This window comes from Proteinivorax tanatarense (genome assembly GCF_040267685.1).
GTDB lineage: Bacteria > Bacillota > Proteinivoracia > Proteinivoracales > Proteinivoracaceae > Proteinivorax > Proteinivorax tanatarense.
In genome coordinates, this window is sequence record NZ_CP158367.1 from 2,895,924 (window position 1) to 2,919,252 (window position 23,329).

Below are 23,329 nucleotides of genomic sequence, written 5' to 3' on the forward strand. Positions count from 1 at the left end.
ATTTTACTACAATATTCCACATAATCATTGAATTCTCCTTTTTTTTTTACGATTTTATTACATTTTTCTAGATAATTCGATTCTATTCGACATTTTTCATAAAAAAATTAGACCCTAGGTATAGAGTCTAACTTTTGAACTATTTAATTGCTTAGTCAAGGAATTTTTCTAATTGGTTGACAGATAAAGGTTTGCTAAATAAATATCCCTGCCCTTTAGGGCACTCTAAAGATTTAAGTTTATCAAGCTGTTCAGTTGTTTCAATTCCTTCTGCTACTACACCATAACTAAAATTTTTCGCTAAATATAATATTGATTTAATGATAACCTCATCTTTTGGACTTTCTTCCAGTCTGCTTATAAAGCTCCTATCAAGCTTAATTTGGTCTATGGGCAGGTTTTTAAGATGTGTCATGGAAGAATATCCAGTACCAAAATCGTCTAAAGCTATTTTTACGCCCAAAGCTTTCATTTTATTTAATCTGGCAATAACTTCGTCCAAATTAGCAATAACGGCAGTTTCTGTTATCTCTAAAGTTATTTGACTAAGGTCTAAGCTCTCTTTATAGGAAGTTAATAAATCCCCTAATTCTTTTACCTTTGCATCACTATTTAGCGTAGTGCTTGAAAGGTTTATCGAAACATCTAAAGCTATATTTTGCTTTTTCCAAATTAACTTTTGGTTTAAGGCAGATTCTACTACCCATTTTTCGATATCGTATATTTGTCCTGTCTTTTCCGCTAAAGGTATAAATTTGGCTGGGGATATAAATCCTTCATCTGGATGTATCCACCTTAGAAGGGCTTCTACACCAGTAGTTTTGCCACTTTTTAAGCAAAGCTGGGGTTGGTAAAACAGGGAAAACTGTTCTTTTTCAATGGCATGTTGAAGTTGACTAGCCAGTTTTACATAGTTGAGGTTTTTTTCCTCTGTTTCTTCTGTATAAAAAACACCTTTATCTTTTCCTGTCTCTTTTGCAAAATACATTGCTATTTCAGCGTTTCTAAGCATATCTTCTGACGATTTACAGTGGTCAGGATACAACGCTCCTCCCATACTAACAGAGACAAAAAAATCGTAATTTTCCATTTCCCACCTTTTTCTAATTAAATCTTTAATCTTCCTTGCTTTAGAGATAACTTCAGTTTTACCTTTAACATCTTGTAATAAAATTGCAAACTCATCTCCATCAAGCCTGGCAAGAACGTTAGGAGCTTTGATTACACTTTCCAGCTCACTAGCTATTTTTTTTAAAAACTGATTGCCAAAACTATATCCTAAGCTATCATTGATGTATTTAAAGTTATCAATGTCGATGTGTAAAAGAGCTAGTTTTAAATTTTCTTTAGGTGATATTTTATCAATAATTTCTTTAAGTTTCGAACGATTTGGCAAACCTGTCAGTTGATCATAGTATGCCATATACTTTAGTTTTTTTTCCGACGCTTTTCTAAAAGTTAAATCAGTACCAATTAGCACATACTGGCTATCCTTTCCTCTAATTACATTGGCGTTCCATAAAATATCTATCTTTTGGCCATTTTTATCTATATTTTGGGTCTCAAAGTTGTTAACTTCTCTTCCTCTATCTAAATTTTTACACACTCTTACTATACTATCTCTATTTTTTTTAGGGAATATATAATTTATCCATTTTTCCCCTTCTAACTCTTCCTGCTTATAACCCAATATTTTTTCTCCAAAAGGATTAAGTTTCTTTAGATTTCCATTTTCATCACTTATTATAATGATTGACTGAACTTGCTCAAAAAAATTATCGGTGAAATCTGTTTGGTATTTAACCTCTTCTTGGTACTCCGATAACTGTTGATAAGTTTTATGAAATTCTTTAAATGCCACATGGGCTTTTTGAGAGGCATCTTGATATAAAGCCACCCTTCTTTTTACCAAAAAATATACCAGTGTTGAGGTAAGTACAACAAAAACTATTCCTCTATGTTCTCCAAGGTAATAAAAAGCTGAATAATCTTTAACTATTTTATGTAATATAAAATCTGTTACAATAATCCAAGAAATCCCTAAAATCAAAAAAACTAAAGAAATATTCAACGCTTCAAATTTAGGGTTAATCTTGTGAGGGTTTTGAATATAATAACCATCATTTCTGTTAAAAAGTTTTTTTATCATTAGCTTACACCTCAGAAGAAGTAATATAAACCTTAACAGTTAGTATTATAAATGAATATCATTGTCATATCAATTAAATATTTTAGGATTTTTTTAAAAACTAGTAATATCGCCTAGGGCTTTGGTCCTAAGAAACGACATTTTTCGCTATTGTGCTACAGCATAAAATCAAAAAAATACATTATTATTGATAATAGTTTGATAACTATTTTTTTTAACCATGGCACTTCTTTTTTTTCAGTATCTTGGCTGTAGGCGTAGTCATAGTCTTTTTGCTCTAAGAGTAAACTATCGCTAATATAATTATCCACCTCCTTCTTTAGATGTTCTGCAAACTGAGGACTATCAATAACTAACATTGTCTCTGTACTTAAAAAAGTGCTGCGGAAGTCCAAGTTAAATGAACCAACCATGCTTATCCGATTGTCAAATATATAGGATTTTGCATGTACTGTTCCTTCACCCTGATATTCAAACACATCAGCCCCTAGATCTACTATTTTTTTTCTGTTTCTAATATGTCCTGACATAGCAAAATAATTTGAACTGGTAGCAACAGAGTTGGTCAACACTTCAATATCTGCATCTATTTGTTTTGGTTCTAAGTATCGGTACATATCAGTTGTAGGTATTAGGTACGGACTTTGAATAAATATAGTATGTTCTGCCCTTTCCATAAGCTGGGTTATATCCTTCCAAACCCATGGCTCCTTGTTAAATCTAGTAAGTGGGTTATGGGTTAAAGAGACTTGGTTAGTTGGGTAAGATTTTTCTAACCAGTCAAATTCTTTCTCGAATCTTTGAGGGTCTTTTTCTTTTGCCATTTCCAAGTTAGCTAGCAGGTTCTTTTCTTTTTGGTTACCTTTTCTTTTTTGCCTGTCAGAAAGTTCCTTAATGGGCTGCTGAGTATATTGATGTTCCCATAATAATTCAAAATAATCTTTTACTTCATATACAACACTATTTGAATTGTTTTTAGGTTCGGTATTGATTACCAACACATCCCTATCATTGGATACTAAACCATCATATTTTTCAGGATCGGGAGCAAAATATTTATCACCTATGTTTCTCCCACCTAATAAAACCTTTTCACCGTCCACAATAATAAATTTATCATGTAATCTGTTATTTAAAGTCCAAGGTTTTATTAAATTTAAAGGCTCATATAACCTTAATTCAATATTTGGGTGCTGGTAAAAAACATAAAAAACGTCTTTAAGGTCGCCTCGCAAGTTGTGAAACAAACCATCTAGCATGATTCGTACTTCAACACCTCTATCAGCGGCATCCAAAACGGAAGCTAAAAATATATCCAAAGAAGTTCCTTCATGAAATGTGTAATATGATATATCCAAAGTTTCTTCTGCGTTTGTTATTAAATCTAAGCGAGCTAATCCAGATTTATATCTATCTTCAACTAAGACCACCCGATCTGGCCCTTCAACTTCTCCATAGAATCGCTCCACTCCTTCCATAGGGTAGTAGTCCCATTCTATAGGATCATAAAAAGCAAAAATAAGCACTCCAAATATAAACACATACACTAAGTATATAAGGGCACCTAATAAGACAGCTTTAAGAGCATTCTTCAAGTGTTTTTTATTTATTTTGGACACCTCATTTTTAAGTTTGTTTTTTGCTATTTTACTATATTCTTTTTTTCGCCTTTTTATCCTGCATCTAATAAATATTATTTTCTTTGCTTGACCTTTTAAGTCTTCAAAACAAAAAGTAAAGCTCAGTTCGGGGAAAATAATACCCTTTGAAAATTATCAAGCTAATATAAGAACAAACTTGAAAAAAATAGTTTACACTAAGGACTGTTTTATTATGACATAAATATAATAAAAACCAACAGGATTACTGTTCCCTGTTGATTTTTTAACGTTCTCTACTCTATTTCACTTTGGCTTTCTATTTTATTAAATATGGTTGTTATTATTTGATTATAGTCTCCTCTACCTTTAAAGCCTGAAAAATATTGATCACCCCATAAGTTTTCTATTACGGCTTCTTGCGTTGCTTCTTTTATTATATCTATAGCACTATGGTCTGTAAGACAATGATTGGATTTAACAAGTCTTAGATGTATCCAATCCTTATCTTTATACACTACCAGCGCAAGGTCTGCACCTAACTCTAAAAACATCATGGCTGTATAATAAAGAAAGTTTTTTTCTGTATTACTAAATACAAGAAGTGTCTCTTTATATTCATAAAGTTCTGCGGAAGTTGCAGCAATTAGTTTTTGTTTTCTTTCTAGTTTGCCACTAACTCGAAAGGTGTTTAAAACTGTACTATATCCTATATTGCCATCTTGTAGAATGTTACCTAAGTCTGATATGGCATTATTCGAAGCTTTAGTTAACTGTACTGTATCCCCCAGAATACCTGCTGCTAAACTCAAAGCAACTGCGGGAGTTATGGGTTTTTCTAAATGCTTATATAAAGCATACACGAGCTGACATGTTGCATCTACCTCTTCATGGATATAGCCGATAGCTTTTTCCTTTAAAGTATTAGTGGGATGGTGGTCAATAAGCAGAAACTTATCTAAGGAAATATTAGGAAGCTGTTGTCCATCAGCTGTATCAACTACTATAGTTAAGTCATACTTAGAAGGATCAGGGTTTACAATTACTTTTGCCGCTAACTTTTTTATTAATTCTATAGCATGTTCTGAAATTTTTTGAGGTACTGCTAATGTTCCTCCCAAAAGTTCAGTCAAAGCAAATCCTGCACCTATGGCATCGTTGTCAGCGTCATCATGGCACAAAATTAAAATGTCTTTTTCCTCATGTTCTTGTAAAAATTTGACGAAATTATCAATAGTCATATTAATCACCTTTTTTGTTCAGTATTGCAATCTAACCTAGGTATTTAAGCTCCCTTTTTAGTTCAACACCGAACTTTTCTTTTACAGTTTTTTGAATATGGGCAACTAAGTTTTTTACATCCTGACTAGTTGCATTTCCTTTGTTTACTATAAATCCACAGTGTTTTTCAGACACTTGCGCCCCGCCAATGGAAAAACCTTTTAAACCACTATCTTGGATCAGTTTACCAGCATAGTATCCTTGGGGGCGTTTAAACACTGAGCCTGCCGATGGAAGCTCCAAAGGTTGTTTGGTCTCTCTTTTTGTTGTTAAATCTTCAATGTAAGATTTGACCTTTTCTTTATTACCTTTTTCTAATCGTAAGGTCGCCTCTAAAATAATTACTCCTTCTTTTTGAAAGGTACTGCTTCGATAACCAAATTCCAAGTCATCCTTTGTATAAGTTACTACTTCATGCTCCAATATTCCGGTCACTTCATCAACCACATCTCCAAGTTGACCTTCATACGCCCCTGCATTCATAAAAATTCCTCCACCAACGCTACCTGGAATCCCTACAGCAAATTCTAAGCCTGTCAAGCTTTTCTCCATAGCTAGTTTGCTTACCTCTTCCAAAGAAGCCCCAGATTGGGCTTTTATTTTATTATCAAGCACTGTGCTCTTGGAGAAGTTTTCCCCTAGATAAATGACAATTCCCCTTAACCCTTTATCATCTATCAAAATGTTTGACCCCTTACCTAATATATAGTATGGAATTTGCAACTCTTTAGATATAGTAACAGCCCATATTATTTGATCAACCTCTGAAGGGGTTATAAAGATATCTGCAGGTCCCCCGATTTCAAAAGTAGTATAAGGAGCAATGTGGTGCTTTAATTTTATATACTCTTTTGGTATACCTGATGAAAGTTTCTCTGCTATTTTATCCACTCAAATCACCTCAAGTTTTCTATCTACTATATTATACTTCAATATATTATTATACCTAAAAAATTGTTAAAACCAAACTTTTTATTTATTTTTTTACTTTTTAGGCTTTTTTTATAAAAAAAGCGCCACTTTAAGTGGCGTCTAATCTTTATGATCTGTTTTTATGCCATACTTTTACCATACCAAAGCCATGATCATTTTTATTGCCAAACCCTGCATGGTATCCGACTTCGATCAACTCTTTACTTCCTATTACTTTAAAAGGTACCATATATCCCATTATTTTCTTTCCATCATAGTTAATCAAACGACTAGGTCTACTTTTTTTCTTCATATAGTTGGTGTCAAAGTAAAAAGATAGGTTTTCGTTTTTAGGGAAGCGCTCATGAATAATATAATGCTTTCTAACTAAGTCTTGTCTTAAGTTCTCCCCAAAGAAATCCCCATCTATACTGGAGTACTGTTCTTTCCCGCCTCCGGCTGCATGGGCGATAGTTATTGGAGACATACAAGTAAAATCCATTTCATCATAAAATTGGGGGTGTTCAAGTAGCCTTGCTTGTGAAAATTCAAGTAATGAATTGCCAATATAAACATAGTTGCTGATTGTTAACCCCTTCACAATCGTTTCTAAAAAAATTTTATCTGGCGAAGAGATATACCACTGTATTTGTTCTGAACCTGAAATCATTTTGCCATTGGAAATGGAATAATCCTTTAAATAGAGCTGAGAAAAAGTGTGCAAGCTTTGAGATTTTTTTTGATCATAATCAGCAGCTACTTTTTCCGTCGCCTCTGTTATAATATTTGACAAGTAATGATTATAATTAAAGTCAATTGCAGTCCCCTTACTACATCGAAAAATCACTTCTAAGCGCATATTATAATCCCCCATTAAAAAAATTCTTAGATCTAATAAAATATCGTTATTTATAAATTTCAATGTTATCTATATCTTAGCAAGGTTTTGAGCAGATGTAAATAGCTATTTTATAGTAATATCTTGAATTTAAATTAAAAAAATTGTTCCTTTTAAACCTCAGCATGATTCCTAAACATATGTTTAGTTCGGCATGGTCTTTAGATAATTGTTTAGATATAATTCCAATGTACCCAGATGTAGTAAATATTAAAAAAGAACTGTCTCTAAACCTTTTAAATTTGAGACAGTTCCTTAAGGTTACATTATAATATTTTATTTGCTTTTAGAGATTTTTTAGCCTTGTCTAGGTCTTCAGGGTTTACCATTATTACTGGTCCAGCACATCCCATCCCGGATTCTGCATAAATACCCTCTTTCCAAAGAACTTGTACTCCATCATCAAGTTGAAGGATATCTATCCCTGTAATTTCTTCAGTTACTGTTTTCTTTGGTGGGGCAGAAACCTCTTCAGTTTTTTGCTGGGGCTTAGTTAGCTCAGCTAGTAATTCTTTTAAGCCAGCTTTGTCTCCCTGCTTAAACTGGTTTTTGGCAGTAGTAGGTAAATCTCCTGATACCATTTCATATGTGTACTGTAGTGCTCCACTAACTACAGGTGCACCAGAGGCTCTAGAAATAATAGAAATTATATTATCCATATTTCTCCCTATGCCAGGGCCATAACCCCAGCCTACAGTTTCCTTTTGTCCGCCAGTATTTGAAGCGGTGAATAGTTTCATCAAAATGTTCCCTGTTAATGTGTCACATACAACTACATCACAACTACCTGCTAGAATATCGTTCCCTCTAAGAACAGAACCACCGTCTCGGCGCACACTTTCACCCATACTAAACTCAAGGCCATTTTCTTTAAGTGTGTTTAATGCCTTTTCCACTTGACGAGCACCTTCTACGTTAAGTACACCTATCGAAGGGCTTTTTATGCCGCCGCTTTTCGCAGCAGAAATACCTAAAATTGCGTTTAGAATCATAGCTTCTACTCTATTAGCAGCAGAGGTTCCTGTCGTTGTAGCTATATACATTTCTTTACCGGAGCCAATTGCATTGACTTTTCCTACGGTAGATGTTCCCAAAGGAAAGTTGTAATGAAGTGTGACCGCTCCTTGAACTTCCTTTTCTTTAAGCAGCTTTTCCAGGTGTGTGTGAGCTTCTTTTTCGCAATCGGTATTGTATTGTTCAAAAGGTGCATTGGTTTTAGGTCCTATAATAACTACTTCTAAAAGTGGGTTTTTTGAGCATGCTGTAAGGGCACCTTGTACCAGTTCCTCTGCTGGAAGCTCGCTGCCGATTGTTGTTAAAGCAATTTTTGTTTTATGGGCAGTGTTTTTACCCTCTAAAGCATCTGCCATTGAATATAGGGCATTTGAAACTTGTTTTTCATGGGTCATATTAGCACCCCCTAGTTTTCGAATTTCTCTGCTACTTCTCGTAGAGCCTTTGCAAGAAGTTCTTTTGTTTTGCCTGTGTCAGCTTCGCTTTCCATCACACCACTATTTTTATCGATAACAAATGACACACCGTCAAACTGATTTGTCATTCGAGCTAAAAATAAACTTCCTTTTCCAATAATCATAGTTTTTTCTATTTCCCCGTTAAGAATGGCAGAAACTCCATGGCCGATATAGGGTACCCCTGATGGAATATGACCTTGTGTTGGAGCAAACCCAGGCATGCCATGCTTTTCGACAAAGGTAGGGATATCTTTACGCTCTATATCTCCTCTTTTAACTCCTAAAGCCGCAATCATTTTATAGTTTGCAGTTGGAACATCTCCAGCTCCTGCAGGAACTGTTATCTCAGGATTTTGCATTTCTACTGAGTATTTATCTACTTGATCGATACCCATATCCCCTTTGTCTAAAGGATCGGTTACGATACCCTTTATGACTGCTTGCGGAGAGGATCCAGCACCGATGGTATGTCTTCCAACTATATCAGTACGAATAACTGGGCTTTCTCCATCATTTTCACTTACCATTACCGCAAAGCTGCCAAGTACATCTTCTAATATTGGTAACTCTTTTTGCATGTGGTCTTTTCCATTCATGCCAAGTTTAGCTGTGGCACCGCCAGCTACCACCGCTACATTTTTAAATATACCGGCTTTTACTAAGGCAGCGGCGTTAAGAAGAGCATGAGCAGGTGCTGCACAGAAAGCTCTAACATCTGAGCCAGTAGCATTTTTACATCCAGCTATCTCACCAATAGCTTTTGCAAAGTTTCCACCACCTCTTTGGTTCATATCTCCACATGCCTCTTCAGAAGCCTCGATAATATAATCTACTTCTTCTAGGTCAACATCGCTATTTTTACCTAATTGTAAAAGAGCTAAAACTGCCGATGCTTTAGCCGCTACATTTTCTAAAATAATATGTGAGGTTAGGTTTTTGTCAGTTTCATGTCCTCTTTTAACGCATCCCACCAACTCACCATTCATGTAGAGACCTTCTGCACCATTGTCTAATAGTTTTTCCAAATTTTCTTTATCCCAACCCTTGTCTAGTTTTGCTAAGTCAAGTTTTGAGATTGTAGGGTGTTGAGCTAGTTTTTCCTTTGATTTTGTAGCAAAGTCTTGTTCAAGCACTACTAATTCAAAGGTGTCACATATAGCCATTAGCCCGTAAAATTCATCTTCTGGCATTACTTCACCAAACTTAGCATAGCGGGATGCCTCGTTCATAGAGTTTTTATGCCACGGTTTTTCAATTTTTGAAAGCTCTTCAGGGCTTATTCCACCAATGTATGCTTGGTTTGGTGGGTATGCAACCACTTCTTCAAATTTTCTTAATCTATTTGGTAGTTCTTTTAAATATTCACTGTCAGCTTTTTTATTTCTTTCTTCGGTTTGAGTAGTTCCTTGATGTATTAATAGATTTGGCGTATGAACTAACGAATACGCAGTTGATTTTATTACAGGAAAGGTCATTTAGTACACCTCCAGGTTACAAAAAGGGTAATGATCAAGTAATCACTACCCTTTTATTGATTTTAATCTTCAAAAACTGTTTGCCCATCTACTTCGGTTGTCAAAGCAGTTAAGGATTTCTTAACTATCTTTTCTCTTATTTCTTTTTCATCCTTTTTAGAAGCTTGAGGATCTCCCAATGGATATGGTATAGCAATAGCTGGTACAATTCTATTTGCTCCAACTGTCATAGAAATTGGCACTACTGTACAAACATGAACAACTGGCATGCCAGCTGACTCTATTTCTTTAACCATCGTTGCACCGCAACGTGTACAAGTGCCTCAGGTGGAAGTTAGTATAACCCCGTCAACTCCATCTTCCACTAGCTGCTTAGCAATTTCAGCAGCATAAGCTTTAGAGTTAGAAACAGAGGTGCCATTGCCTGTTGTACTGTAGAAGTAAGGATGGATTGAGCCTATTTCGCCACGCTCTTCCATTTCTCTCAAAACATCAACAGGAAGTACTCTGTCAGAGTCTTCGTTAGCATATGTTGGGTCATAACCACCATGAGCTGTCTCATAGGTTTCTTCTGTTAGGTCTTGCACACCTTCTATGCTATATTTACCATATTTTGAGGCAGAAGATGATTCAATTCTGTCTGGGTTATTTTTGGGTACAATTCCCCCAGAAGTTACTAGAGCAATTCTTGCATTTTTAAGGTCTTTTATAGCCGGTTGAGGTTCTACCCTATCAAAGTCTGGCATCGGATATTCTGTGGTAAACTCTTCACCTTTAAGTTTTGCCACCAACATATCTACCGCTCTTTCAGAACCACGCTTTTCAGCAAAGTAGTTCTTTCTAATTCCTCTCGGATAGTAATTATCTTCTTTAGAATCTACCTCTTGACCTTCAGATAATTTCTTGGTGATATTTACCATATCTTTTACGGCTTGACCCATACCTCTAGCAGAGTTTTGAGTTTTTACGATATATCCATATTTAGAATACATCTCTACACCTGGATTTTCTTCATACATGCCACCAACTACTGGCACACCAAGTTTTTCAAATACTGCTTGAGCAACAGCCCCACAAGCTACACCATAACGACCTGCATTAAAAGCAGGGCCGCAGATAACCATATCAGGCTGATGTTTTTCAATCAACTCAATTACTTCTTGGGAGCTTTTTTCGATATCTGCATTAAAATAGGTATCTCCACAAATCACTGTGGCTACAATCTCACCTACGTCCTGCAGCTGGCCAGATAAAGCCATGCCTGGCCCTACAACTCCTTCTTTATCTATAGGTGCCACATCGGCTTTTTCTTCACCACCGATTTGTCCGAAAAACTGGTTAAGGTAGTGAACTATCCTTATTTTAGCCATGGACTCCCCTCCTTTTTTAAGTTTTCTTCTTTAAAGAGAGTAATTATTTAGAGCCTTGCTCTCTATAAGTTTTTACTTCATTTGCTATTTCGTCAACTTCTAACACCATTTCCATCATACTTACTTGCTCATCATAAACGCCCTCATCAGCCAATGACTTAATGTCATCTTCAAAAATATGATATACTTTGAGTCCTAACTGGACTCCTGCCAATGGACCTGCAAAGGTAGGATCTCCTACAGTAACGGTTTCAGCTGCTAAGCCAGAAGCTTCTGCTTCCGCTCCACCTAGGATAACAACTAGGTTTTCAGCACCATGTTTTTCCGCTAGCTCTTTAATTCTACCTTGATTCTCTAGGTCCATTGCTCCAGCGGCGGTTCACACAAAACACTCTGTAGTTGTAAATACAACTTCACCGCCGAAAGACTTGATGCACTCTTCGATCGCTGGACCAGGAATGCCATCTCTGTCGCCTAAAATTACAAACTTTTTGTCTTTCATTTAGACTACCTCCTTATTTGATAGTTGTTTGTTTTTTATAATCCTTTTGCAGAAAGCTTGTTAAAGCCTAACTCATTAGTAGCACCTGTAATAGCTTGAATTTCAACGGTTATTGACCCATCTTTATTTAAACTACCATCAAATCCTCCAGCTATAACGTCTGCTACTTCTTGATAACCAATAATTTTATCCATAGGTGGCAGTGTAATTACTTCATTAGCATTACCACCGGTCACCACTGCATCAGCAAGTTTATCAGCATCGGCTAAAGATTGACTAGCGCCATCTCTACCGGCATACTCATCGGTAACTAAAACTGTTTTTACACCTTTTTTCTCTATTTTTGTACAGTTCATAATAAGGTCTGTATCTGGATTTCCAAATCCTTCTTCGGATATTACTGCACCGTCAAGTTTAAGCATTTCTACTAGCTTAGCGGTGTAATTTGAAGAACGTACTTTATCTAAAAGTGTAACGTTTTCATTTGTAACTATGACACCTACAAAATTAATATCTTTTCCATGCCTTTTGTACAAGTCATGAATTACAGGACTATTTAAGTGATGATAAGTTGTATTTTTGTCGCAAGCTGATACACAGTTACCGCTTATAATAGCTCCGTCCATTACTTCTGTAGGTTTGATAATAGTTGGTAGTATTTTCTTTACATCCACACCGTATAGATATGTGTCATGAAGCAGGCCTTGACTTTGTAGCATATAAACATAAGCCACTCTAGGTAGATCCTTATATTTTTCATAATTAGAAATGAAGTCTAATGCTTCATACTCAGTGTACTCAGATATTTTCTCATTTTCAGCTAAGGACCCTAAGTATTCTCCAGCTTTTAAGCCAACAAATCTTATTGCTTCTTCATGCTCATGCTGTTTGATATCTTCTCTAGGGGTACAATCTATAACCACGTTAATATTTTTAGAAAACGGAGTATATTCTGCACCTGGACCAGTCATATCAACAATACCTTCTTGGAATCCTACAATCTTACCTGTGGTTACTGCAGCAACACCTTTTAACACATGTGTTGTTCCTTCACCAACAGTTTCAGCTTTTCCAAGCACTCCTGGAAAAACATTAGCGTCAGAACCCACCTTTACTCTAGGTTCTACTACATCTTTAACCGGGACTATACGCACAGAGTCACCAGGTTTCACTATTTGAATATCCATAGACTCTAGGCGGTGATCCCCACCGATATAGTCTAATAGTTCCTCTTTGTTTATAACAAGGGTACCTTCTTTGATTTCTGATTTTTCCCCAAAAATCACGTCGGTAATTTGGATATTTCCAACTTTTAAAGTCATGGACTCACCTCCCTATAGGGTTTCTTTAATCTTACCTTCTAAGTCTTCGATGGTAAAGTCTTTGGACAATTCCCAAACTTTTTCTCCACCTTTATAAAGTATAATAGTCGGTAGACCTAGCACTTTTTGAGATATAGCTAGTCTTCTGTTTTCTACGATATTTAGTTTGCCAAATTTAATCTGCTCTCCATATTTTTCAGCTAACTCTGTTACTTGAGGCATAAGCTCCATGCATGGTTCACATTTTGGACTCCAATAGTCAACTAATACATAACCGTCTGCATTTAAAACTTCTTCTTCAAAATTCTTTTTATCAAATTCTAACATCTTTTCACCTCCTTTAAAATTTGCTTAAGCTTTCGCTTACTTTCTCTTTTGTAACATTGTCTTTTAAAGTTAAACTCGGATTGCCATCTTTAAAAATAATTAGTGATGGTATTTCCGAAATTTCATAACGGCGGGATATTCTCATATTTCTATAAGTGTCAATTTTTACTAGCTTGTATTTGTCTGTATCTATCTCTTTTTCAAGCTCAGCCATTAAATCTAAGCTTTCTTCATTTCCAGGGCTCCAGAAGTACACTACTACCGGTTTATCAGCCTCTAACACTTCTTCTTTAAACATTTCTTCTTCAGCAATATATTTTTCTGCAGAGGTAGCTGCGATAGCTCCATCAGCCGCAGCGGTAACTACCTGACGTAAAAACTTCTGTCTTACATCACCCACTGCATAAATTCCGTCTTTTGACGTTTCCATCATCTCATTAGTAATAATATAACCTCTATCATCAAGCTTAATCACGTCTTTTAAAAAGTCTGTTTTAGGAACAGTTCCTACATATATAAATACACCATTAGCTTCTAATTCGGAAATTTCCTTTGTTTTTAAGTTTTTAACACTTACTCCCTCAACTATTCCATCACCTTTTATTTCTTCTAGCACGCTGTTCCAAACAAATTCAATTTTAGGGTTTTTAAAAGCTCTTTCTGCAATTACAGGTGTAGCATCTAAAACACCTTCATCATGTATTACGATAACTGTGACCTTAGCTGCAAACTTCGTTAAAAAGAGAGCCTCTTCGATGGCAGAATCACCATTTCCTACTACTACTACATCTAAATCCTCAAAAAAGTCTGCATCACAAGTTGCACAATAAGAAACTCCTTTTCCTCTTAAAGCTCCTTCACCTTTAACCCCAAGGACTCTAGGCTCAGCACCTGTGGAAATCACAATAGTTTTAGTAAGGTACTCGTCACCATTTTTGGTTTTAATTCTCTTCGCAAAGCCTTCATCTATAATATTTTCTACCTGATCTTTAACAAACTCTGTTCCAAAAAGCTTTGCATGCTCTTCCATCTTCGCTGTTAATTCTGGCCCAGTTGTCTTACCAAAAAATCCAGGGTAGTTCTCCATCTCTTCTGTAGTTGCTGCTTGCCCACCTACTTTGCCTTTTTCGATAACTAGTGTTGAAAGCTTAGAACGCGAGCCATAAATTCCTGCAGCTAAACCTCCTGGCCCAGCACCTATAATAGTCATGTCATATACTTTTTCCATGTTTAAACCTCCTTGTTTATTTATTTTAAACACCCCTTAAACATTTCTAAATCAATTAGTTTATAGTCTTCCTCTATTTGGGGAGTTATAAAAACATCTTTTTCAAAATCCTTACTTTTGTTAATAGCCGCCTCCATCACAGATAATGAAAAGTAATCTAAATTTTTATCACTTTGTGTTACAACCACGGTTTTAAATAAGTTTTTATATGGCTTTATGCTGCTGGCTAGTGGGTGATTTACAAGCTTGTACCCCTCATGTATTTTGTCACGGGCTGTAAGCAACACTTCCGGCAGAGAGTCAACAAATTTTAAGTTCACATTTTCTTTATCACATTCTTTGACAAAAAAATCATTCACCTTGCTATTATTTGTTATTATTATCTTTTCCATTTTTTTCTCTCCTAATCAAAATAAGGCAATAGCAAGAATATGCCATTGCCTCTGTCTACTAACCTGAGAGATTTCCCTTGAAAGGGTTGCTCCGTCGGTGTCCGAAGACTTTCCAGAGTGTGGTCACAGCACGGTCCTTTTGGCCTGAGAGGTTATGAGTTTACAGGCTTTTGTAAACCCTTTGCTCCTTCGGCGCCACAAATAAAGTGGTCTCTCCCGCACTGATCATCCCCGATATAAAATTATTGTTTAGTTAGTAAAACTCATCAAATACTACTTGTATATTTACTTGTATTAGTAGTATTCAACGAAAGTGAAAAAAATCCTTTTCACTTTATCAAAATTTGTTTATAAGAGTTATAAATTTTATTTATACCTCTTGTAAACATTGACTTTCCACAGGTTATAGCTTTAATAATTTTTTTTGAGATTTAAGGGTTTATTAGATACCCAGCAGCTACTTATTCTCTTTATGGAGCATCCTCATGCCCAGCAGCACCGCCCACGGTTTTCCTTCTTTGTCCAAGTAAAACTTAATTGGACGCTCTTTTTGTTTTAGCACCAAAGTGTCCTTTGTGCTTGCTCTTAACTCATATATTTTTTCACCTATTTTAGCTATTGGTTTTCCTTCTTTTATTGTAATTGTTAATCCTTGTCCTTCAGCTGATTTATATTTTCCCGTTAAAACCTCTAGCTCTCTAGGAGTGAGGTTATAGTAAGGGTAAGGTTCTTTCCGCTGATTATACTCAAGTGGTAACCCTAGCATTGTGTTTACCACTGCCATCCAAATTTTGCCTGCAGAAACACCACCTACATTCGTAAGTACTGCAATCACAGCTTCTTCTTCAGGGATAAAACCAAAATTAGAGGAAACCCCAGGTTGTCCTCCTCCATGTTCAACCAAGGTCACACCATTATAGTTAATTGTTGATTTTAAGGCGTATCCGTAAAAGCTATCCTTGTCAATTTTATAAACAGGCTGGTACATCTTTGATATGCTTTTTCTATCTATAATAACACTATCCTGAACATAAACTTCTCCATAATTGAGTAAATCATCTATACAGGAGCGAATTCCTCCCCCAACCTCATAGTTGCCTAGCACAGGCCATGATTGTTTTTCTAGCTGTTTTTCCTTGCTGTTATAGTTGTACGGTACCGAAACATTTTCATATTTTTCTACTTCTTCTAGGCTAAAGGTGGAGCGATACATTTTTAAAGGGTCTAAAATAGCTTCGGTTATATGACGACGATATAACTTTCCTGTTACTCGCTCTATTATGGCCCCTAACAATAAAAATGTGTCGTTACAATAACTTAAATAATCACCCGGTCTACCTAAAATTTTGCACTGTTCATTTGCAAGGTATTTTAAGTGCTCTTTTAGCTTATTAAGCTCTTGTCTCCGCTTCATCGGTGGACATCCTGTTGTATGTGATAGCAGGTGATGTATTTTTATGCCACTCATATCCTCAACTCCACATAGTTTAAACTCAGGTAGATACTTAATAACTGGATCATCCACTGACAACTTACCTTCTTGTTGTAGCTGCATAATCGCAAGGGCTGTAAATGACTTTGTAATAGAGGCAATGCCAAAAATGGTTCCGCTGTCCACCGGATCTTTTGTTTGTTTATTGCTAACGCCAAACCCTTTTTTGTAGATGGTTTTGCCATGCTTAGAAACACCTATAGCAACCCCAGCTATGTTTTCCTCCTCCATTATCTCTTTTACATACTTCTCAAAACTTTTCCAATCCACCATATCCCTCCTAGTTTTTTTATAATGTTGTTATTACTAGCATATTTCTATACTCGAATCTTTTTCCTTCTATTTTAATTAAAAGAAGCTACCGAGCTGAGTCGATAGCTTCTTCTAAAATTACTTTATTAAAGCAATAGCTTCCATTTCCACCTGAACATCTTTTGGAAGACGGGCCACCTCTACGCAGGAACGAGCCGGTGGGTTATCGGCAAAGTACTCACCATAAACTTCGTTAATCTTTCCAAAGTCATCCATGTTTTTGATAAATACAGTAACCTTTATTACGTTATCCATGGAACTACCTGCTGCTTCCACTACCGCCTTAAGATTCTCTAACACCAACTTTGTTTGCTCTTGCACATCTTGGGTAGGAATTTCCATGGTTTGTGGATCTAATGGAATTTGCCCGGAAGTAAATACCATGTTGCCCACCGTATTTGCTTGTGAGTATGGGCCAATAGCTTTTGGAGCGCTTTCTGTAGAAACTATAGTTCTTTCCATTAATGAAACCTCCTTATTTTTTCTGTATAATATAATATTATAGGTTAATTCTATAATATCCTGCAAAAAATTAAATGAGGTGAAAAAAATGTCAATCTACAAATTTAGTGAAAATAGCTTAGATATATTTGTTTCCACCACAGATTTAGGTTCATTTAAAATCGATACAGCTTCAAAAATCCCACCAAGGCAAAGCTTTAACAATCTTAACAACCAAACTAAAGTTCCATTAGATAAAATAGTTCGCCCCAACCTTGCTAATGGAAGTGATTATGTTGAAGTTAGTTTAAAAGATGGGGGACGAGGCGTTGTTGCATCTAAAGATACTATTGATAATAAAGACGGGTTAATAACAAAAGATAAAGGATTATATTTATCAATAACTACTGCCGACTGCTATCCAATTGTGTTGCATGACCCTAAACAAAGTATCCTAGCTTTAGCACACGGCGGTTGGCGAGGTGTAGTTGGTAAGCTTGAAATAAAATTATTAAAACATATGGTTAGCATCGGGGCTAAGCTAGAGGATATCTCTGTAATTTATGTAGCCGGCATCTGCAAAGAATGCTATGTGCAGCATGACCAATATTTATACGATGTATTTATCAATAAATATAATTACCCTGCTAGTATTGTTGGTAAAAAAGATAATCTATATTCCATAGATATAGCTGCAGCATCTCAACATAATTTTCGTCAGGTTGGTTTCAACGGTAATTTTAAAAATTTATGTTTATGCAATTTCTGTAACCCAAAATTGTTCTCAGTAAGAAGGGACGGTAAAAACACTGGAAGGATACTAACATTAGTGGGGATGAATTAAACTGCTATTTTAAAGCTTCTATATAATATCTTAAAAACTTATCGCTATCTACGCCTTTACAAACTTTTATAATTTCTCCTTGAGCTTTTTTAAGGACCTTACCTCTATTTTCGCCTTCTTGTTCAACAACCTCTAAGTACATAGGGGTTGTTTTTACTATATCAGGTTGGATAGCTACTCCTACAGCTAATGGGTCGTGTAGTGCGCATCCTGCTAATTTATTAACATTTTCATATTTGTCTAAATAAAATCTGGTCATTTTTTCTACCGCATCTGATACTTTATTTTTAATGCAAGAAATTTCATCTAATTCTTTAGCAGTTAACAATACCTTTAAAGTCACATCTAAACCTACAAGAGTTTTGCCACATTTTCCAGAAAAAACTATGTTTGCCGCTTCAGGATCAGCATAAATATTAAATTCCGCCTGTTCAGTGACGTTTCCTTTAACATCCACTGCTCCACCCATAATTATAATTTCAGCAATTTTTTCGTCAATCTTAGGGTAGTCTTTAAAGAGCTTGGCTATGTTTGTTAGGGGAGCCACAGCAATTATAGTAATTTCTCCTGGATATCTATTAATTTGTTCAGCCATAAAAGTAACAGCATCTTGTTGTGCTATATTTTCTTTTATTTCAGGTAGTTCTAAGTACCCTAAACCTGTTGGACCATGTATATGCTCTGCTGTGCGCAAGTGTTTTTCAAGAGGTTTTTCGCTTCCTTTATATACCTTGCACTTTCCTTCTAAAACATCTAGCACATTAGCTGCATTTTGGGTAGTAGTCTCTAATGGCAGATTTCCTGCTACTGTAGTTATACCGAGAATGTCTAACTTCTCACTTTTGAATGCTAACGCCAACGCCATAGCATCATCTATTCCTGGGTCTACATCTAAAATTACTTTTTTCATATTAACCTCCTATTTTGTCACCTCGGCTAGTATTGGCAAAGAAGACTGTGCCCCCATTTTGGTTACAGTCTTTGATGCTACTTTTATAGCAAATTTTATGGATTCATCTAGGTTACTCCCCTTAGATAAATCCGCAGCCAATGCTCCCGAAAAACTATCACCTGCTGCAGTAGTATCTACTGGGTCAACTTCTATGCCCTGAAATATTTTTTTTGTTGTTTTACTATATAACTTTGCCCCATTCTTTCCTAATGTTATAATAACATTCTCCACGCCTTTGTCTAGAAAGAACTGGGCAGCATCATCTATATTATCTTTTTGTGATAACTTTAAAGCCTCTCCTTCATTTGGTTTAATTATATCTAAATGCTTATAAATGGTTTCTGATAAAGGGCTAACTGGGGCAGGATCTAAAATAACTTTTGCTCCTTTATTTTTAGCTATTTTGACCACCTGTTCCACCATTTCAATTGATATTTCCAATTGTAGTAGCACTATATCATTTGTGGAAATTAAGTCTTCCGGCAAATCATTTGGCTCTAAATAATGATTTGCACCCGGAATTACCACTATTGAGTTTTCTGCTTTTTTATCTAATGTTATAGCCGCTACACCAGTTGCCTCTCCCTTTTGAACTATGTTCTTTGTATTGATATTATCTCTCTTTAAATCTTTAACTATGCTAAGTCCATACTCATCGTTACCAACGGCACCTACCATAAAAACAGATGATCCTAAGCGGGCAGCTGCAACTGCTTGATTAGCCCCTTTGCCACCGTTATACTGACAATAGGATTTTCCCATCACAGTCTCGCCAGGTAATGGATGATTCTCAGTTTTAAAAACTAAATCAACGTTTATACTTCCCACAACAATAACCTTTGACAATGTTATTCCTCCTCATCAGCTTACTAATAGATTACTACTTTTAAATTATTTCTACAAGTATTATAATTAAGTGGAAGATAATTTAGGGGGTCGTAATATGATTAAAGCTGTTCAAAAAAACATTCACTTTTTTACAGGCTTAGGTTATGCAACTATTTTTGGATTTTCTTTTATGTTTACAGCTGAAGTGCTGGAGTATATTTCTCCGTATCATCTTTTGAGTTTCAGGTTTATGTTTGCCTTTTTGACTATGACCTTAATTCAATTTGCTTTGGGGAATAGACTAAAAGTAAAAAAAATTCCTCTTAGCAAAAAATTATTATTACTTGTATTTTTTCAGCCCTTTTTATATTTTAGCGCTGAAACGACAGGCGTAAGAATGACCTCGTCATCAGAAGCAGGCATGATGATTGCCTTAATTCCAATTTTTGTAGCAATTTTTAGCGCTGTATTCCTAAAAGAGTATCCCAAAAAGGTCCAAATTCCTTTTATTCTATCCTCGGTTTCCGGGGTGATATTTATCGCTATAATGCAAGGAAGAGCTGAGGGAGAGGTAGTTTCGAATTTGGCTGGAATAATGGTATTGTTAATTGCAGTGTTGGCTGGTGCTGGTTTTAATATCACATCCAGAAGCTTATCTGTTTCTCTTACTCCATTTCAAAGAACATACTCTATGATGGGAGCAGGAGCATTAATTTTCTCCACAATTGCCGTTATTCAACAAGGTATAAAGGGAGAGCTTAGTTCTTTTTTTGTTCCCCTTACTTATACTGAAGTACTAATACCACTTTTATATCTTGGTATTTTATCATCAGTGGTAGCTTTCTTTTTAATTAACTTTACTCTATCTAAGGTCAATGCAGCTCAAGGGGCAGTATTTGCCAACCTAGTTACAGTTATATCAATTACTGCCGGAGTTTTTATCAGAGGCGAATCCTTTTATTACTATCATGTTATAGGAGCTTTCTTTATCATAACCGGAGTACTTGGAACTAATTTATTAGGAAAACAAAAGCCTGTATCTTCTAAAGGTATATATGTAAAACAAGAGCCGAAAGCTAGTTAAGCCAAAGCAAGGCCAAAATTCCTGTTAAGAAGTTTACTTCTCTTAACAGGAATTTTTATTTATTTAAAATAATTGCACGGTCGCTTACATGGACATTTTTGTTTAACAGCCTCAAGGGGCTGCTCTTTTTTTATTCTCTTTAAGTTATTAAATGCTTCTTTTATCCTTTCATCGTCGCCCTCTAAAACTAAAGAAATACTTCCTTGACTATCTCCATTTCCACCAGCTGCAAAAGGAATAGATTTGACACCAAATTTCTCACTTACAGCTTCCACTTCTGTTATTACTTGTCCCGTTGAAACAGGCACAAGCCCGACAGGCATTCCCAACGAATAATTTATTTCTTCAATTCCCCCTGCTAATGAGGCTTTCCGTACGGATGGAATTAACTTTTCCAGCCCCACCGGCAAAACTAGGTTTACCCCTTTTGCGATAACAGTTCCTAAAGCCGCCCCAATAGTTCCCCCCTGAGGATGAGCTACCATAATACCTACGTTTTTATCACTATCTACTGCATTTCCACCCTTGATGAAAACATCGCCCTTCCCCATAGTTTCCAGCGCTTCCAGCCAAGTCAGTGAGGATATTTCCCCCTTTTCTAATACAATAGGCGATATTCTGTTTTCTTCAGGAGTTATGCACCCCCTCCCCTGACAAATCACTCCAGCTGTGTAAAGCTCCTTGTTAATTTTTTTTCCTGTTAGTTCTTCTACTATGTATCCGTTAGTTGTCCCTCCAGCTATAACAATTTTCCCTTTGTCCATAGCTTCTACAATTTGTGGAAGCTTTGAAATAGCTTTTGCAATCAGTCTTTTGCTTTCCGAGACATTTAATGTAATCAATGCTTTTTTCACTATTTTTAACCTCCTTTTATTCTATTATATCAAATATGCTCTTAACCTGCTAAAACTTATTTTTAAGAGATGGCAAAGATAGTGGTAAACACAGAAGGTTTTATATTACATAATGTCAATTTTTAAAAATAGAGTTAAATTTAAGAGAAAACCATTATTTCGTTATGAGAGACAACAGATTAAATAGTGGCGATTCTCGTATTTAAGAGCCAGTTAATAAAGAGGATATCTTTGGTATTGCACTAAAATAAGATAGGCTACAGGTTACAGCAATACATCAGAAAACAGTCATTAAATAAGGGCCTGTCTTAAGATAAGATTTTTAACCTTTTCTTAAGACAGGACCCTTACTTTCTTCTATAGTGATAGTCTTTCAAAGGGCATTGACATGCAACGGGGTCCTCCCCGGCCTCTAACTAACTCTGAGCCTTCAAATTCTATAACTTCTATGCCATTTTTCCTCATTATATCATTTGTTACAACATTTCTGTTATAGGCTATTACTGTACCTGGGGATAATGCTAATGTATTTGTGCTATCACCCCATTGTTCCCTAGCAGCAGTAATAGGATCATCTCCTCCAGTATAAATAATGTTAACGCTATAACCTAAAGACTCTGAAAGAGCTTTTTTCAATTCCCCAGCTTTTGTGGCTTCAACTTTTTTAGAATTTTTAGCCGTTAGCCTGTAAGTATAAATTTCGTCTTTTATTCCTGGATAGAGTATAAATTTATCTATATCTACCATATTAAAAACAGTATCCAAATGCATGTATGCTCGTTGTGCTGGAATCTGGAGAACTAAAACTTCTTTAACTAACCGTTTATCTATTAACAACTGTTGAGCTACTGTTTCTATAGCTTGTTCAGTTGTTCTTTCAGAAAGACCTATAATCACTAAATCTTCTGATGCCATGATAACATCCCCTCCCTCAAGTCCACGAGGGATAGGCTTATCCAGTGCACATTCATAGTCTGAAAATTGACTATGATATTTGCTTATATATTCCATAAATAATGTTTCCCTTTGTCTAGAATCATTTAGCATTGACCCTAACATTACATTTTTGCCAACTGTAACGCTTTGGTCTCTCGAAAAATACATACTTGGAATAGGGGCCAAGTAAAATGGAAAGGTTTTTGTAGTTTGATCAGATAATGATTTACATTCTTTTAGAGTTTGTACATAATCTTTTTTTAATCCTCTAATTAGTGTTTTAACTACATAGCTTGCATCTTTTTCCATAAGGTAATCATGTACGGCTTGTCGAGTGCTAAGATTGGCTATATGACTTAAATCTAAGTGTTTTATTATAAACTCCTCTTTTAAACTCTCTGTTTGTAGAACTTCTTCGATTAAATCTGTTAGGTAAAAAACTTCAATTCCTTGAGTCTCTAAGTTTTTAACAAACAAATCATGCTCTTTTTGGGCTCTTCCTAACCACGGAATTTCATCAAACAATAGCTGTTCTAAATATTTTGGAGTTAAATATTCCAGCTCATCTGATGGTCTATGAACTATTACTTTTTTAAGTTGACCTATATCTGAATTTACAGGCATTAAAAGACCTCCTAATACTAATATATTTTCTTATAT

22 protein-coding genes and 1 riboswitch are annotated in these 23,329 nt (G+C 35.7%); of the genes, 3 read left to right on the top strand and 19 right to left on the bottom strand.

From position 1 onward, the window contains the following. Positions 1–151: 151 nt before the first annotated feature. From PRVXT_RS14040 to PRVXT_RS14110, 15 genes are all read right to left on the bottom strand, one after another. On the bottom strand, positions 152–2,149 hold the full coding sequence (locus tag PRVXT_RS14040; RefSeq protein WP_350343486.1) for a sensor domain-containing protein: 1,998 nt from the start codon (positions 2,147–2,149) through the stop codon (positions 152–154). Positions 2,150–2,304: 155 nt separating this feature from the next. Next, complete coding sequence (locus tag PRVXT_RS14045) at positions 2,305–3,690, bottom strand: phospholipase D-like domain-containing protein (RefSeq protein WP_350343487.1); 1,386 nt, start codon at positions 3,688–3,690, stop codon at positions 2,305–2,307. A gap of 353 nt (positions 3,691–4,043) precedes the next feature. Next, positions 4,044–4,988 (bottom strand): DHH family phosphoesterase, encoded by a 945-nt coding sequence (locus PRVXT_RS14050; protein ID WP_350343488.1) that lies wholly within the window; start codon positions 4,986–4,988, stop codon positions 4,044–4,046. A 31-nt stretch (positions 4,989–5,019) separates the two neighbouring features. Next, positions 5,020–5,919: a UDP-N-acetylmuramate dehydrogenase gene (gene murB, locus PRVXT_RS14055; RefSeq protein ID WP_350343489.1), complete on the bottom strand. Its 900-nt coding sequence runs from the start codon at positions 5,917–5,919 to the stop codon at positions 5,020–5,022. A gap of 148 nt (positions 5,920–6,067) precedes the next feature. Next, positions 6,068–6,799, bottom strand: coding sequence for a CRISPR-associated endoribonuclease Cas6 (gene cas6, locus PRVXT_RS14060; protein ID WP_350343490.1), 732 nt, complete (start codon positions 6,797–6,799; stop codon positions 6,068–6,070). Positions 6,800–7,104: 305 nt separating this feature from the next. Further along, positions 7,105–8,247, bottom strand: a complete 1,143-nt coding sequence (grdD, locus tag PRVXT_RS14065; protein WP_350343491.1) for a glycine/sarcosine/betaine reductase complex component C subunit alpha — start codon at positions 8,245–8,247, stop codon at positions 7,105–7,107. An 11-nt stretch (positions 8,248–8,258) separates the two neighbouring features. Further along, positions 8,259–9,785, bottom strand: a complete 1,527-nt coding sequence (gene grdC, locus PRVXT_RS14070; RefSeq protein ID WP_350343492.1) for a glycine/sarcosine/betaine reductase complex component C subunit beta — start codon at positions 9,783–9,785, stop codon at positions 8,259–8,261. Positions 9,786–9,847: 62 nt separating this feature from the next. Beyond that, a complete protein-coding gene (gene grdB, locus PRVXT_RS14075; protein WP_350343493.1) occupies positions 9,848–11,155 on the bottom strand; it encodes a glycine reductase complex selenoprotein B in 1,308 nt (435 codons plus the stop codon). A 43-nt stretch (positions 11,156–11,198) separates the two neighbouring features. Beyond that, a complete protein-coding gene (gene grdA / locus PRVXT_RS14080; protein ID WP_350343494.1) occupies positions 11,199–11,657 on the bottom strand; it encodes a glycine/sarcosine/betaine reductase complex selenoprotein A in 459 nt (152 codons plus the stop codon). Positions 11,658–11,692: 35 nt separating this feature from the next. Next, positions 11,693–12,979, bottom strand: coding sequence for a glycine/sarcosine/betaine reductase component B subunit (locus tag PRVXT_RS14085; RefSeq protein ID WP_350343495.1), 1,287 nt, complete (start codon positions 12,977–12,979; stop codon positions 11,693–11,695). A 12-nt stretch (positions 12,980–12,991) separates the two neighbouring features. Then, positions 12,992–13,306, bottom strand: a complete 315-nt coding sequence (gene trxA / locus PRVXT_RS14090) for a thioredoxin TrxA (protein WP_350343496.1) — start codon at positions 13,304–13,306, stop codon at positions 12,992–12,994. Between the two features lie 13 nt (positions 13,307–13,319). Further along, positions 13,320–14,534: a thioredoxin-disulfide reductase gene (gene trxB, locus PRVXT_RS14095; protein WP_350343497.1), complete on the bottom strand. Its 1,215-nt coding sequence runs from the start codon at positions 14,532–14,534 to the stop codon at positions 13,320–13,322. Positions 14,535–14,554: 20 nt separating this feature from the next. Continuing rightward, a complete protein-coding gene (locus tag PRVXT_RS14100; protein ID WP_350343498.1) occupies positions 14,555–14,926 on the bottom strand; it encodes a GrdX family protein in 372 nt (123 codons plus the stop codon). 121 nt (positions 14,927–15,047) lie between these two features. Further along, positions 15,048–15,155: riboswitch (glycine riboswitch) on the bottom strand. A gap of 228 nt (positions 15,156–15,383) precedes the next feature. After that, entirely contained in the window at positions 15,384–16,688 is a 1,305-nt protein-coding gene (locus PRVXT_RS14105; protein ID WP_350343499.1) for a serine hydrolase domain-containing protein, read from the bottom strand. A 120-nt stretch (positions 16,689–16,808) separates the two neighbouring features. Then, positions 16,809–17,192, bottom strand: a complete 384-nt coding sequence (locus PRVXT_RS14110; RefSeq protein WP_350343500.1) for a RidA family protein — start codon at positions 17,190–17,192, stop codon at positions 16,809–16,811. Between the two features lie 88 nt (positions 17,193–17,280). Between PRVXT_RS14110 and PRVXT_RS14115 the strand changes: the two genes are divergently transcribed. Beyond that, a complete protein-coding gene (locus PRVXT_RS14115; protein WP_350343501.1) occupies positions 17,281–18,015 on the top strand; it encodes a polyphenol oxidase family protein in 735 nt (244 codons plus the stop codon). A 4-nt stretch (positions 18,016–18,019) separates the two neighbouring features. Here the strand turns inward: PRVXT_RS14115 and PRVXT_RS14120 are convergent, their stop codons facing one another. Together PRVXT_RS14120 and rbsK are read right to left on the bottom strand one after the other, a co-directional pair. Next, the gene (locus PRVXT_RS14120) at positions 18,020–18,925 is read right to left on the bottom strand and encodes a nucleoside hydrolase (protein WP_350343502.1); all 906 of its coding nucleotides are present in this window, start codon (positions 18,923–18,925) and stop codon (positions 18,020–18,022) included. 9 nt (positions 18,926–18,934) lie between these two features. Continuing rightward, positions 18,935–19,813, bottom strand: coding sequence for a ribokinase (rbsK, locus tag PRVXT_RS14125; RefSeq protein WP_350343503.1), 879 nt, complete (start codon positions 19,811–19,813; stop codon positions 18,935–18,937). Between the two features lie 97 nt (positions 19,814–19,910). Between rbsK and PRVXT_RS14130 the strand changes: the two genes are divergently transcribed. Next, the gene (locus PRVXT_RS14130) at positions 19,911–20,879 is read left to right on the top strand and encodes a DMT family transporter (protein WP_350343504.1); all 969 of its coding nucleotides are present in this window, start codon (positions 19,911–19,913) and stop codon (positions 20,877–20,879) included. A gap of 59 nt (positions 20,880–20,938) precedes the next feature. On the opposite strand, the gene PRVXT_RS14135 is transcribed toward PRVXT_RS14130, so the two are convergent. Then, complete coding sequence (locus tag PRVXT_RS14135) at positions 20,939–21,733, bottom strand: hypothetical protein (RefSeq protein WP_350343505.1); 795 nt, start codon at positions 21,731–21,733, stop codon at positions 20,939–20,941. A 128-nt stretch (positions 21,734–21,861) separates the two neighbouring features. On the opposite strand from PRVXT_RS14135, the gene PRVXT_RS14140 reads away from it, so the two are divergent. Next, entirely contained in the window at positions 21,862–21,939 is a 78-nt protein-coding gene (locus PRVXT_RS14140; RefSeq protein WP_350345173.1) for a S26 family signal peptidase, read from the top strand. Between the two features lie 151 nt (positions 21,940–22,090). Here the strand turns inward: PRVXT_RS14140 and PRVXT_RS14145 are convergent, their stop codons facing one another. Next, complete coding sequence (locus PRVXT_RS14145; RefSeq protein WP_350343506.1) at positions 22,091–23,293, bottom strand: arginine deiminase; 1,203 nt, start codon at positions 23,291–23,293, stop codon at positions 22,091–22,093. Between the last annotated feature and the right edge of the window lie 36 nt (positions 23,294–23,329).